Raw genomic sequence first — 13601 nt, 5'->3', positions numbered from 1 at the left:
GGGGCACCTTCGAGGCGTACCCGGGTAATTACGACAGATCTCAGCGTGCGGTCAGGATGATCTCGGCGCGTGGTCAGGATGATCTCAGCGTGCGGTCAGGATCCTCGGGCCCGCGTCCGTGATCGCCACCGTGTGCTCCGCGTGGGCCGCGCGGGAGCCGTCGTCCGTCATCAGGGTCCAGCCGTCGGGGGCCGGGTGGAAGGTGTCGATGCCGCCCGCGATGACCATGGGTTCGATCGCCAGCGCCATGCCGTGCCTCAGGCGCATCCCACGCCCCGGTCTGCCCTCGTTCGGCACTCCGGGGTCCTCGTGCATCCGGCGGCCGATGCCGTGGCCGCCGAAGCCGTCCGGGATGCCGTAGCCCGCGGCGCGGCAGACCGTGCCGATCGCGTGCGCGATGTCGCCGATGCGGTTGCCGACGACGGCGGCCTCGATGCCGGCCGCGAGGGCCCGCTCGGCGGTCTCGATCAGGCGCAGGTCCGCCTCGCGCGGGGTGCCCACGACGAAGCTCAGGGCCGAGTCGCCGACCCAGCCGCCCAGTTCCGCGCCGAAGTCGATGGAGACCAGGTCGCCGTCGCGCAGCCGGTAGCGGGTCGGGATGCCGTGCACGATCGCGTCGTTGACCGAGACGCACAGGACGGCGGGGAAGGGGGTCGGTGCGAAGGCCGGCCGGTAGCCGAGGAAGGGCGAGGTCGCGCCCGCCTCCCGCAGGACGTCATGCGCCACCTCGTCCAGCTCCAAGAGGGAGACGCCCACGTCAGCGGCCTTCTGCGCGGCCGTCAGGGCGCGGGCCGCGACCTGGCCCGCCTCGTACATCGCATCGATCGACACATCGGTCTTCAGCTCAACCATGCCAATTACTATACCGGTATTAGAATGGTCGCATGGTGCGCACCCCTCTCACCCCCGAAGAGCGCGAACGCGGCGAACGGCTCGGCCGGCTGCTGCGTGAGGCGCGTGGCGACCGGAGCATGGCGGAGGTCGCGGCGAACGCGGGCATTTCCCCGGAGACGCTCCGGAAGATCGAGACCGGTCGGGCTCCGACCCCGGCCTTCTTCACCGTGGCCGCGCTGGCCGGCGCGCTCGGGCTGTCGATGGACGAGCTGGCCGGGCGGTGCGCACTGGTGCCGGTCTGACGGCATGGCGCTGATGCTCCTGCGCCGCGTGTGAAAACTCCCCGTAGCACGGCTGTAACACGACTGGTGTTGCCTACTGGGCGGAGTGCTCCGGTCGGGCGGGAGTTGAGCGATGACGGCGGATCGACTCCCAAGTGAAGTACGGGAGTTCACGCATTACCTGGAGGGTCTGCTGGCACGCCTGGACCCGTCCGGGGGCTGGTGCGCGGTGTTCTGGCAGCGTGACCCGGAGGGCATGCGGGCCTGTCTCGACGGGCGTGAGATGCCGCCGTGGGACGTGGTCGAGGCGCTGTTGCAGGACCTCGCCGGGCAGTACGGCCCGGGAGGCGCGGGCCCGGAGACGGAACGCGCCCGGTCCCTGCACGCCGCCGCGCTCGCCGCGTACGATGCCCGGCCCGGTGGCCGTGACGCCCTCCGGGACCGGCTCGACGTCATGCTCCGCGAACAGAAGTACGCCGCCGAACGCCGGGCGGAACTGACCCGCCTGCTCGCCACCGCCGCGACCCGCGAAGAGGCCGACGCCTTCCGTCTCGACTTCGCCTGGGCCCACGACGACCACCGACGCGCGACGGCGCGCTGCGCGGAACTCCGGGCCCGGATGGCCGACTTGGACCGCCGCGAGGGCCTGTCCCGCGGGGTGTGGGGCGACGGACGGGTGGGTGGCACGTCGGGGGCTCCCGCGGGCGCGTCCAGCGGCACGGACGCGACGTCGGGCGAACCCGACGACGACGGTGCCTGGTCGGCCACGTGGCGCCCCAGGCCGAACGACGGAGGCGCCGGGGCACCGGTCGGGGCTTCGGGAGCAGGATCGGCCGGGTGGGTGGGTTCTGGTACCGCGGTGGAGGGCGCTTCGGGAGCAGGGTCGGGCAGGGGTGTGGGCTCTGGTGGGGCTGGGGCTGGGGCCGGGGCTTCGGGAACAGGATCGGCCAGGTGGGCAGGCTCTGGTGCCGCGGCGGACGGTGGTCGGCCGGTAAGGGCCGACGGGTACACGCCTGCCGGCCCGGCACCGGACAGCCGCCGTATGCGATCGGCCCCTGGCGGCCCGCATGACTCGGGCACGCCTGACACGCCCTGGCACCCCGAGGCCCCGGCGCCGGGCGCGACGGGTGCGGCCGGCCATGACGACCCCCGCCATACGGACGCCGGGGCGGCCCCGGCCGGGCGGCCCCACGCCCAGGCAGGCGAGTTCGCGGCTGGGCGTGCCCCCTCCCGGGAGGCAGGATCTGACGGCTCCTTCGAGGCTCCGCTGGGCCGGGCCCAGGCCCGGGAGGGCGGCGAGTTCGCGGCAGGGCGTACCGCCTCGCGGGATGCCGCATCTGGTGGCGGCTCCGGCGCGTTCGCGGGTCCGGGGCGCGGGGGTGGTGGGCGTGGCGGCGAGTATCCGGGGGCCGGAGACGCCTCGCGGGAGGGTGTGGCCGGTGGCCGTGATCGGGAGTATCAGGCGGGTTGGGCGGCCTCGCGGGAGGCGGCATCTGAGGGCGCCTCGGGCGCGTTGGCGGGTCCGGGGCGCGGGGGTGGTGGGCGTGGCGGCGAGTATCCGGGGGCCGGAGACGCCTCGCGGGAGGGTGTGGCCGGTGGCCGTGATCGGGAGTATCAGGCGGGCTGGGCCGCCTCTCGGGGAGCCGCAGGCGACGGCGTGCCCGGTGTCTTCGTCGCCCCGGCCCCGTTCGCCTCCGAACCAGCAGCCGCCCACCAACCCCCATCCATGCCCGAACCACGAGCCGGTGCCGAACAACCGGCCACAGCCGACCCTCCTGGCACAGCCGAACCTCCTGGCACAGCCGAACCCCTCATCCCCAAGCAACGCAAACGCCGTCGCGGCAGTGCCCGTTTCGCCGGGATGGTCGAGGAGGACGTCGTACCCGTTGTCGTGCCGCCCGCTGCCGTGCCGCTGCTTCCCGAACCCGCCCCCGTGAGCGGCCGCCGTAAGCCGCGTGGTGCGCGGTTCGCGGGGGCCGCCGACGAAGAGGTGGGGGAGGAGCGGACGGAGCCGCGGGTCGCGGCCGTCGGGGTGGCGGAACGGAGGGATGTCCTACAAGCTGTCGAGGCCCTCGCGCGGCTGCGCAAGGAGGGCCGCAGCGGCGAGGCGCATGCCCTGCTGGTCGAGGCCGCGTCCTGGGCTCCAGCCCGGTTCCCGCTGCTCGCGCAGGAGCTGGAGCGGGCCGGGCTCGGTGCGGACTGGCAGACGCTGCTCTGGGAGGCCGGTTCGCTGCCCGCCGGGCGGCTGGTCGCCGCGGCGGACGAGCTGGCCGCGGCCGGCCGCGCGGGCGACGGACAGCAGATCCTGCGGCAGGGAGTCGGCCGGCCCCCGGGCGAGATCGGAGAGGCCGTCCTCGGACTCGTCGCCGAGGGGCGTCACCGCGAGGTGCGCGTCCTGCTCGACGCGTACGTCACGGCCCGCACCCCCGAGGAGGCGGCCCGCAGCGCCGAACCCGGTCCGCAGACCCTCGTACCGCTCCTCCTGGAGGCCGCCCGGGGCGTGTCGGACGAGCGCCGCCGGGACCTCGTGCACGCCCTTCGAGTCGCCGGATTCCCTGCCTGACCGGGCATGCCGTGCTCCCGGCGACTCACCCACAGGAGTGCGAATGGCGCCCGGCACCGCGGGTTGGGGACGATGGTCTTGGCAAGCCCGGGCCGGAGGCTTACGTTCGTGGCTCTACGGCCCGCTTCTACGGGCGTAGAGGCGCTGACGTCGCGTCGAAGGAGCAGCTCATGGCCAACGTCGTACGTGCCGCCCTGGTCCAGGCCACCTGGACCGGCGACACCGATTCCATGGTGGCGAAACACGAGGAGCACGCCCGTGAGGCGGCCCGCCGGGGCGCGAAGATCATCGGTTTCCAGGAAGTCTTCAACAGCCCCTACTTCTGTCAGGTCGAGGAGCCGGAGCACTACCGCTGGGCCGAGCCCGTGCCCGACGGGCCGACCGTGCGGCGCATGCGGGCCCTCGCGCGCGAGACCGGCATGGTGATCGTCGCGCCGGTGTTCGAGGCGGAGCAGCCCGGCTTCTACTACAACACCGCGGCCGTGATCGACGCCGACGGCACCTACCTCGGCAAGTACCGCAAGCACCACATCCCGCAGCTCAAGGGCTTCCGCGAGAAGTTCTACTTCAAGCCCGGCAACCTCGGCTGGCCCGTCTTCGACACGGCGGCCGGCAAGGTCGGCGTCTACATCTGCTACGACCGCCACTTCCCGGAGGGCTGGCGGCAACTGGGCCTGTCCGGAGCCCAGCTCGTCTACAACCCCTCCGCCACTCACCGCAGCCTGTCGTCCCATCTGTGGCGGCTGGAGCAGCCCGCGGCCGCCGTCGCCAACGGCTACTACATCGCCGCGATCAACCGCGTCGGACAGGAGGAGTACGGCGACAACGACTTCTACGGGACGAGCTACTTCGTCGACCCCCGCGGGCAGTTCGTGGGCGACGTCGCCAGCGACAGCCAGGAGGAGCTCGTGATCCGCGACCTGGACCTCGACCTCATCGAAGAAGTGCGGCAGACGTGGGCCTTCTACCGCGACCGCCGACCCGACGCCTACGAAGGACTGGTGCAGCCGTGACGAACGACCTGCTGGGCCGCCACCGGGCCGTGCTCCCCGACTGGCTCGCCCTCTACTACGAGGAGCCCCTGGAGATCACCCACGGCGAGGGCCGCCACGTCTGGGACGCCCACGGCAACCGGTACCTCGACTTCTTCGGCGGCATCCTCACCACCATGACCGCGCACGCCCTGCCCGAGGTGACCAAGGCGGTGAGCGAGCAGGCCGGGCGGATCATCCACTCCTCCACCCTGTACCTCAACCGGCCGATGGTCGAACTCGCCGAGCGCGTGGCCCAGCTCAGCGGCATCCCCGACGCCCGCGTCTTCTTCACCACCTCCGGCACCGAGGCCAACGACACCGCCCTGCTGCTCGCCACCGCGTACCGGCGCAGCAACACGATCCTGGCGATGCGCAACAGCTACCACGGCCGCTCCTTCAGCTCCGTCGGCATCACCGGCAACAGCGGTTGGTCCCCCACCTCCCTGTCCCCGCTCCAGACGCTCTACGTCCACGGCGGCGTGCGCACGCGCGGCCCGTTCGCCTCCCTCGGCGACGACGACTTCATCGCGGCCTGCGTCGACGACCTGAAGGACCTGCTCGGCCACACCCGCCCCCCGGCCGCGCTGATCGCCGAACCCGTCCAGGGCGTCGGCGGTTTCACCGCACCGCCGGACGGGCTGTACGCCGCCTTCCGCGAGGTGCTGCACGAACGCGGCATCCTGTGGATCGCCGACGAGGTGCAGACCGGCTGGGGCCGCACCGGCGAGCACTTCTGGGGGTGGCAGGCCCACGGGCGCAGCGGGCCGCCGGACATCATGACCTTCGCCAAGGGCATCGGCAACGGCATGTCCATCGGCGGTGTCGTCGCCCGCTCCGAGATCATGAACTGCCTCGACTCCAACAGCATCTCCACGTTCGGCGGCACCCAGATCACCATGGCGGCCGGCCTCGCCAACCTCAACTACCTGCTGGAACACGACCTCCAGGGCAACGCCCGGCGCGTCGGCGGCATGCTCATCGAGCGGCTGCGGTCCGCCGCCGCGCACGTGCCGGCCGTACGCGAGGTGCGCGGACGCGGACTGATGATCGGCATCGAGATCACCAAGCCGGGCACCGACGAGGCCGACCCGCAGGCGGCGGCGGCCGTCCTGGAGGCGGCCCGCGAGGGCGGCCTGCTGATCGGCAAGGGCGGCGGCCACAACACCAGCGCCCTGCGCGTCGCCCCGCCGCTGTCCCTCAACGTCGCGGAGGCCGAGGAAGGCGCCGCGATCCTCGAGAACGCTCTGAGGAGCATCCAGTAGCAGTGAACTGAACAAGGGAACGGCACCATGACCATCACCTTGGATTCCCTGGAACCCGCGCTGTCGGTCCGGCAGGTCCTCACCCTGGAGCGGGTGCTCGCCGGGGAGCCCGAGGTGGTGGCCGGCGCCAGCCATCTCGACCGGGCGGTGCGCTGGGTGCACGTGGCCGAGGCCGCCGACGTCGGCGTGATGCTCAGCGGCGGCGAGATGGTCCTCACCACCGGGGTGCTGCTCGCCGGCGACGAGGAGAAACAGGCCGAGTACGTCCGGTCGCTGCACCGCGCGGACGCCTCCGCCGTCGTCCTCGGACTCGGCCGCGCCTTCCCCGCCGCACCGGCCGTGATGCGCCGGGCGGCCGAGCGGTGCGGTCTGCCGATGGTCGTCCTGCACCGGCCCTTCCCCTTCGCCGAGCTGACCGAGGAGGTCCAGTCACGGCTCGTGCGGCGCAAGTTCGCCGCCGTCAGCCTCTCCGAGGCCGTCCGCACGGAACTCACCGCCCTGATCACCGCGGGCGCCCCGCTGCAACGCCTGCTCGACGAGGTCGCCCGGCACAGCGCCTGCCCGGTCGTCGTCACCAACCTCGCCCACCGCGTCCTCGGCACGGCGGGGGAGCGGCCCGCGGTGGACGACGTACTGCGCGACTGGGAGCGCATCGCCCGGCAGGCAGGAGGCACCGAGGGCGACGGCTGGATCCGGGCCGAACTGGGCGGACGCGGGGAGCGCTGGGGCCGGATCGTGCTGTGCGGCTACCGGGGCGACACCGCCACCGGACGGCTGCTCGCCGACCGCGCCGCCGAGGCCCTCGTCCTGCACCGCATGCTCGCCGGGGGCGCCGCCTGCTCCTGGGAGGAGCAGTCCGCGCAGAGCCTGCTGACCGACCTGGTCAGCGGTGTCGTACCGGCGCGGCAACTCCTGCCCCGGGCCCGCGCGGCGGGGCTGCCCGTCAACCGGCGCACCTTCGTGCCGCTGGTCGTCCGCGACGGCGACACCCCCCGGCTCGACCGGCTGCTGCGGCTGCTGGGCCTGCCCGGGCTGGTCGCCGAACTGGCCGACGGAGCCACCGCCGTACTCCTCAGCCTCCCGCGCGACCAGGACGCGGACGCCCTCGCCGCGCACTTCGCGACCCGGCTGCGCACCGAGTCCGGACCGGCCCGCACGGTCGTCGCCGCGGCCGATCCCCGGACCGCCTGGGACGACGTCCCCGCCGGGCTGCGCGAGGCCCGGCACGTGGCGGACGCCGTCGCCGACTCGGTCGCCGCCCTGGACCTCCCACCGGTCGTCCGCCTGCGGGACGTCCACCTGCGGGGCCTGATCCGCCTGCTGCGCGACGACCCGCACGTGCAGTCCTTCGCGGAGCGGGAGCTGGACGGGCTGCTGTGCGAGACCGAGGAGGACCTGCTGTCCGTGCTGCGCACCTACCTCGCCACCGGCCGCAACAAGTCCCGGACCGCCCAGCTCCACCACGTCTCGCGGCCCGCCCTGTACCGCCGCCTGGAATCCATACAGGTCCGCCTCGGGGTGGACCTCGACGACTTCGAGCAGGCCGCCTCGGTGCACATCGCACTCCTCGCGCACGACGCGCAACAGCAGTGAAACACCCGACCACCTGGGAAAACGGCGGTGAAACATGGGCTCACGGCAGAGTGACACGGTGACACGCCGCACGCCCGCAGACGTGACACGGTGCAACTCAACGACGCCTTTCGCCCTCCCTAGGCTCACGGCACACCGAGCGACCGGAGGTCCCGATGAGCCGAGTGATCCGTGCCGCCGTCTTCCAGACCGCCTGGACCGGCGACAAGGAGTCGATGATCCAGGTCCACGAGCAGGCGGCCCGCGACGCCGCCGCACAGGGCGCCCAAGTCCTGTGCTTCCAGGAGCTGTTCTACGGACCGTACTTCTGCCAGGTCCAGGACCCGGCCTTCTACGAGTACGCCGAGCAGATCCCCGAGGGCCCGATCGTCCGCCGCTTCCAGGCCCTCGCCAGGGAACTGGGCATCGTCCTGGTCCTGCCGATGTACGAGGAGGAGCAACCCGGCGTCCTCTACAACACCGCCGCCGTGATCGACGCGGACGGCTCCTACCTCGGCAAGTACCGCAAGACCCACATCCCGCAGGTCCAGGGCTTCTGGGAGAAGTTCTACTTCCGCCTGGGCAACAGCGGCTGGCCGGTCTTCGAGACCGCCGTCGGCAAGGTCGGCGTCTACATCTGCTACGACCGCCACTTCCCCGAGGGCTGGCGCGCGCTCGGCCTCGCGGGCGCCGAGATCGTCTTCAACCCCTCGGCCACCTCGCGCGGCCTGTCCGGCTACCTCTGGCAGCTGGAACAGCCGGCGGCTGCCGTCGCCAACGAGTACTTCGTGGGCGCGATCAACCGGGTCGGCGTCGAGGAGTACGGCGACAACGACTTCTACGGGACGTCGTACTTCGTCGACCCGGAGGCCCAGTTCGTCGGCGAGGTGGCCAGCGACAAGGAGCCCGAACTGGTCGTCCGCGACCTGGACATGGCCAAACTCCGAGAGGTCCGCGACCGCTGGCAGTTCTACAGGGACCGGGCGCCTGGAACGTACGGGCCACTGACAGCTCCGTAGGACGTCCGCTGGGGGAACGTCCTCAGGGGCGCGGGGCTGTATTCGATATGCGGCTACCGCCGCGTGCGCGCGAGCAACCACCCACAACCGGCACGCACCCACTGCGAGGAGCGACCACGACATGAGCAGCCGTACAGTCATCCGCGGCGGCCTCGTCATCACCGCATCCGACGAGATCCACGCCGACGTCCTGATCGAGGACGGCCGAATCGCCGCCCTCGCAGCCTCCGGCACCCCCGCCGCCGAGGCCTTCACCGCCGACCGGACCATCGACGCCACCGGAAAGTACGTCATCCCCGGCGGCGTCGACGCCCACACCCACATGGAGCTGCCCTTCGGCGGCACCTTCGCCTCCGACACCTTCGAGACCGGCACCCGCGCCGCCGCCTGGGGCGGCACGACCACGATCATCGACTTCGCCGTGCAGAGCGTCGGGCACAGCCTGCGCGAGGGCCTCGACGCCTGGCACGCCAAGGCCGAGGGCAACTGCGCCGTCGACTACGGCTTCCACATGATCGTCTCCGACGTGAACCAGGAGACGCTCAAGGAGATGGACCTGCTGATCGAGGAGGGCGTCACCTCCTTCAAGCAGTTCATGGCCTACCCGGGGGTGTTCTACTCCGACGACGGCCAGATCCTGCGGGCCATGCAGCGCTCCGCCGAGAACGGCGGACTGATCATGATGCACGCCGAGAACGGCATCGCGATCGACGTCCTGGTCGAGCAGGCGCTGGCCCGCGGCGAGACCGACCCCCGCTACCACGGCGAGGTCCGCAAGGCCCTGCTGGAGGCCGAGGCCACCCACCGCGCCATCAGGCTGGCGCAGGTCGCGGGCGCACCCCTCTACGTCGTGCACGTCTCGGCGACGGAGGCGGTCGCCGAGCTGGCCCGGGCCCGTGACGAGGGACTGCCCGTCTTCGGCGAGACGTGCCCGCAGTACCTGTTCCTGTCCACCGACAACCTCGCCGAGCCGGACTTCGAGGGCGCGAAGTACGTGTGCTCCACCCCGCTCAGGCCGAAGGAGCACCAGGCCGCGCTGTGGCGGGGGCTGCGCACCAACGACCTCCAGGTCGTCTCCACCGACCACTGCCCCTTCTGCTTCGTCGGCCAGAAGGAACTCGGCCGCGGCGACTTCTCCAAGATCCCCAACGGCCTCCCGGGCGTCGAGAACCGTATGGACCTGCTCCACCAGGCCGTCCTCGACGGGCACATCTCCCGCCGCCGCTGGATCGAGATCGCCTGCGCCACCCCCGCCCGGATGTTCGGCCTCTACCCGAAGAAGGGCACCATCGCGCCGGGCGCCGACGCCGACGTCGTCATCTACGACCCGCACGCCGAGCAGGTCATGTCGGCCGACACGCACCACATGAACGTCGACTACTCGGCGTACGAGGGCAAACGCGTCACCGGACGGGTCGAGACGGTCCTCTCGCGCGGCGTACCCGTCATCACCGAGCGGGAGTACACCGGGCACGCCGGGCACGGCGTCTTCACCCCGCGTTCCACCTGTCAGTACCTCAACTAGGAGTGGTGCCGATGGACTTCGGACTCGTCCTGCAGACGGACCCGCCGGCCTCGCGGGTGATCAGCCTGATGAAACGCGCGGAACGCAACGGATTCTCCTACGGCTGGACCTTCGACTCCGCCGTGCTGTGGCAGGAACCGTTCGTGATCTACAGCCAGATCCTGGCCAACACCACGAAACTGAAGGTCGGGCCGATGGTGACCAACCCGGGCACCCGCACCTGGGAGGTCACCGCCTCCACCTTCGCCACCCTCAACGACATGTACGGCAACCGGACGGTCTGCGGCATCGGCCGCGGCGACTCCGCGATGCGCGTGGCCGGCCGCAAGCCCAACACGCTGGCCCGGATCAGCGAGGCCATGAAGGTCATCCGGGCCCTCGGCAGCGGCCAGGAGGCCGACCTCGGCGGCGGCACGGTCGTCCGGTTCCCGTGGATCAAGCCGGAGGCCGAACTCCCGGTGTGGATGGCCGCGTACGGCCCCAAGGCCCTGAAGATGGCCGGCGAGGAGGCCGACGGGTTCATCCTCCAACTGGCCGACCTCTATCTGACGGAGTACATGGTCAAGGCCGTGAAGGACGCGGCCGTCGCCGCCGGCCGGGACCCGTCCGAGGTGACCGTCTGCGTGGCCGCCCCGGCCTACGTCACCGAGGACGACTCGCCCGAGGCGCTCGCCCACGCGCGCGACCAGTGCCGCTGGTTCGGCGGGATGGTCGGCAACCACGTGGCCGACCTGGTGTCCAAGTACGGCGAGCACTCCGCCGCCGTCCCCGACGAACTCACCGACTACATCAAGGCGCGCGAGGGCTACGACTACTCCCACCACGGCCGCGCCGACAACCCCGACACCCAGTTCGTCCCCGACGAGATCGTCGACCGGTTCTGCCTGATCGGCCCGGTCGACAAGCACGTCGAGAAGCTGACCGCGCTGCGCGCCCTCGGCGTCGACCAGTTCGCCGTCTACGACATGCACGACGCGCAGGAAGCCGTGATCGACACGTACGGCTCGCGGGTCATCCCGGCCGTCAACGGCTGACCACCGCCGCACCACTCCCTCGATCTCCCCCTTCCCGCCGGCCCGGGAAGGGGGCCCAGGGCGCTCCCGAGCGCACCCCCCATCGGCGTCACCCGCATGGCCTTTCCCGTCCCACCTCCACGATTGGCCTGGCCCATGACCGACACCGTTCCCACGGCACCGCCGCCGACCACCCAAGTCACCCTCGCCGACGGCCGGGTGGAGATCGCCCCGGGCGCCCCCGCACCGACCGGGGCCTACGCCAACGAGGACCTGCTGCCGGTCCCCGTCGAGAAGCGCACCTGGACCACGTACAACTTCTCCGCGCTGTGGGTCGGCATGGCCCACAACACGGCCTCCTGGACCCTGGCCTCCGGCCTCATAGCCGTCGGCATGGACTGGAAGCAGGCGGTGCTCACCATCGCCCTGGCCAATGTGATCGTGCTGATACCGATGCTGCTCACCGGGCACGCCGGACCCAAGTACGGCATACCCTTCCCGGTCTTCGCCCGGGCCTCCTTCGGCATCCGCGGGGCCAACCTGCCCGCCGTCGTACGGGCGCTGGTGGCCTGCGGCTGGTTCGGCATCCAGACCTGGATCGGCGGCGAGGCCATCTTCTTCCTGGCCGGCAAGCTCGTCGGCAGCGGCTGGACGGACGCGGCGAAGGTCGGCGGCTATGCCTGGACCATGTGGCTGTCGTTCGCGATCTTCTGGGCGCTCCAGGTGGTCATCATCTACCGGGGCATGGAGACCATCCGCCGCTTCGAGAACTGGGCGGCGCCCTTCGTGCTCGTCGGCGCGTTCGTGATGCTGTGGTGGATGAGCGACAAGGCGGGCGGCTTCGGCCCGCTGTTCGACCAGCCGTCGAAGCTCGGCTGGGGCCCGGACTTCTGGAAGCTGTTCGCACCCGCCCTCATGGGCATGATCGGCTTCTGGTCCACGCTGTCGCTGAACATCCCCGACTTCACCCGCTACGGCAAGAGCCAGAAGGCGCAGACCTGGGGGCAGGCCCTCGGTCTGCCGACGACGATGACGCTGTTCGCGTTCCTCTCCGTGATGGTCACCTCGGGCTCGCAGGCGGTCTACGGCGAGGCGATCTGGGACCCGGTACAGCTCGCGGCGAAGACCGACAACACGGTGGGCCTGCTGTTCGCCCTGGTCACCGTCCTGGTGGCGACGCTGTCCGTCAACGTCGCGGCCAACCTGGTCTCACCCGCGTTCGACTTCTCCAACATCGCGCCCCGGAAGATCAGTTTCCGGGCGGGCGCCCTCGCCACCTGTGTCCTCGGCGTACTGATCTTCCCGTGGAAGCTGTACTCCGACCCGCAGGGCTACATCTTCACCTGGCTCGGGCTGGTCGGCGGCCTGCTCGGCACCGTCGCGGGCATCCTCATCGCCGACTACTGGATCCTGCGCCGCGCCCGGCTCGACCTGGCCGACCTGTACCGCACGGGCGGCCGCTACTGGTACGAGGGCGGCTGGAACTGGCGGGCCGTCGTCGCCTTCGCGGTCGGCGGCGTCCTCGCCGTCGGCGGCGCCAGCTTCAAGCCGCTGATCGACGGCCGCCCCGTCCCGGCCCTGGCCGATCTTGCGGACTACGGCTGGGCGGTGGGCCTGGGCACGTCGATGCTGCTGTACCTGCTGCTGATGGCGGCACGGGGCCGGGACCGGACCATCGTCTGACACGGTTACGGTCACGGACGCTGGAGGGCGGTCAGCCCTTGCCGCCCTCCAGCGCGGCCACCGCTTCCTTCGCGGCCTTGATCGCGCCCTTGTTGATCGTGTCCGTGCTCGGCGCCTTCTTCGACTCGAAGTCACTGCCGTTGTACGTGATGACCACCAGCGCGTTCGACGCGCGGACGAACACCTGGCCCTCACGGGTCTGCTGCTTGTCCTCGGTGGTGAGGTTGACGATGGAGTACGCGCTGTCACCGAGACCGGGGACGGCGCCTCCGCCGCTGCTCTCCTCGGTGCGGCCCTTGTAGGCCTTCTCGGCCGCCTCGTCCGACTCCATCACCTCGAAGGACACGTCGAGCCAGCGGTAGTCGTACCCCTTGAGCGCGTTCCAGGAGCAGGTGCGGCGCACCTCCGAGTCCGTGGAGGGGATCTCCTTCCCGGCCGTCTTGGCACCCGGCACCAGCGACTCGACCGTCTTCTTGGCGACGCTCTCGCACGGCGCAGGCGCGGCCGAGTAGGTCTTCGACACCGTCGACGTCGACGGGGCGGACGCGGACTGGGTCTCGGTCTTCTCGTCGGCCGGCTTGTGCTCGGCGGCCTGCGGTGCGGCGAGCGGACCGGACGACAGCGCCCAGCCCGCCGCGGCGAGCACGGCCACCGGCGACAGGCGTGCGGTCAGGGCCAGGGGCAGAGGTAGGGAACGCACGGCGCCCTTCTCGTGGGGGACGGCGGACGGGACGACAGTTTCACATGACTCCCTGTGACGCGGAAGGGCGAACTCGCTCCGTGCCTGCGCGGTGACGGTGACTCACTGTCGACGG

Annotated in this window: 12 protein-coding genes; 9 read left to right on the top strand and 3 right to left on the bottom strand. The window is 71.5% G+C overall.

Translation table 11 applies throughout. The features are described from left to right. Positions 1–84: 84 nt before the first annotated feature. Positions 85–852 (bottom strand): type I methionyl aminopeptidase, encoded by a 768-nt coding sequence (gene map, locus ACIBL4_RS04350; RefSeq protein WP_399406339.1) that lies wholly within the window; start codon positions 850–852, stop codon positions 85–87. Between the two features lie 32 nt (positions 853–884). Here map and ACIBL4_RS04345 point away from each other — a divergent pair, with 32 nt between their 5' ends. Next, positions 885–1136 (top strand): helix-turn-helix domain-containing protein, encoded by a 252-nt coding sequence (locus ACIBL4_RS04345; protein WP_399406337.1) that lies wholly within the window; start codon positions 885–887, stop codon positions 1134–1136. Positions 1137–1209: 73 nt separating this feature from the next. On the opposite strand, the gene ACIBL4_RS04340 is transcribed toward ACIBL4_RS04345, so the two are convergent. After that, positions 1210–1686 carry a hypothetical protein gene (locus tag ACIBL4_RS04340; RefSeq protein ID WP_399406335.1) on the bottom strand — a complete coding sequence of 159 codons (477 nt, stop codon included), beginning with the start codon at positions 1684–1686 and terminating at the stop codon, positions 1210–1212. A gap of 1155 nt (positions 1687–2841) precedes the next feature. Here ACIBL4_RS04340 and ACIBL4_RS04335 point away from each other — a divergent pair. The 8 genes from ACIBL4_RS04335 (at position 2842) to ACIBL4_RS04300 (ending at position 12786) form a co-directional block, all read left to right on the top strand. Next, positions 2842–3678, top strand: a complete 837-nt coding sequence (locus tag ACIBL4_RS04335; protein ID WP_399406333.1) for a hypothetical protein — start codon at positions 2842–2844, stop codon at positions 3676–3678. 170 nt (positions 3679–3848) lie between these two features. Further along, a complete protein-coding gene (locus ACIBL4_RS04330; RefSeq protein ID WP_399406331.1) occupies positions 3849–4691 on the top strand; it encodes a nitrilase-related carbon-nitrogen hydrolase in 843 nt (280 codons plus the stop codon). Next, positions 4688–5974: an aspartate aminotransferase family protein gene (locus tag ACIBL4_RS04325; protein WP_399406329.1), complete on the top strand. Its 1287-nt coding sequence runs from the start codon at positions 4688–4690 to the stop codon at positions 5972–5974. The genes ACIBL4_RS04330 and ACIBL4_RS04325 overlap by 4 nt, the downstream gene beginning before the upstream one ends. 27 nt (positions 5975–6001) lie before the next feature. Beyond that, positions 6002–7567 (top strand): PucR family transcriptional regulator, encoded by a 1566-nt coding sequence (locus ACIBL4_RS04320; protein WP_399406327.1) that lies wholly within the window; start codon positions 6002–6004, stop codon positions 7565–7567. A 155-nt stretch (positions 7568–7722) separates the two neighbouring features. Next, a complete protein-coding gene (locus ACIBL4_RS04315; protein WP_399406325.1) occupies positions 7723–8565 on the top strand; it encodes a nitrilase-related carbon-nitrogen hydrolase in 843 nt (280 codons plus the stop codon). Positions 8566–8686: 121 nt separating this feature from the next. Further along, on the top strand, positions 8687–10090 hold the full coding sequence (gene hydA / locus ACIBL4_RS04310) for a dihydropyrimidinase (RefSeq protein WP_399406323.1): 1404 nt from the start codon (positions 8687–8689) through the stop codon (positions 10088–10090). A gap of 11 nt (positions 10091–10101) precedes the next feature. After that, a complete protein-coding gene (locus ACIBL4_RS04305; RefSeq protein WP_399406321.1) occupies positions 10102–11124 on the top strand; it encodes a TIGR03842 family LLM class F420-dependent oxidoreductase in 1023 nt (340 codons plus the stop codon). Positions 11125–11259: 135 nt separating this feature from the next. Then, entirely contained in the window at positions 11260–12786 is a 1527-nt protein-coding gene (locus ACIBL4_RS04300) for an NCS1 family nucleobase:cation symporter-1 (protein WP_399406319.1), read from the top strand. A gap of 31 nt (positions 12787–12817) precedes the next feature. Here the strand turns inward: ACIBL4_RS04300 and ACIBL4_RS04295 are convergent, their stop codons facing one another. Further along, positions 12818–13486 (bottom strand): hypothetical protein, encoded by a 669-nt coding sequence (locus ACIBL4_RS04295; RefSeq protein ID WP_399406317.1) that lies wholly within the window; start codon positions 13484–13486, stop codon positions 12818–12820. Between the last annotated feature and the right edge of the window lie 115 nt (positions 13487–13601).

It is taken from the genome of Streptomyces sp. NPDC050416, assembly GCF_044458845.1.
Classification (GTDB): Bacteria; Actinomycetota; Actinomycetes; order Streptomycetales; family Streptomycetaceae; genus Streptomyces.
Note: the sequence above shows the minus strand (reverse complement) of the source record. Positions and strands in the feature narration are given on the sequence as shown.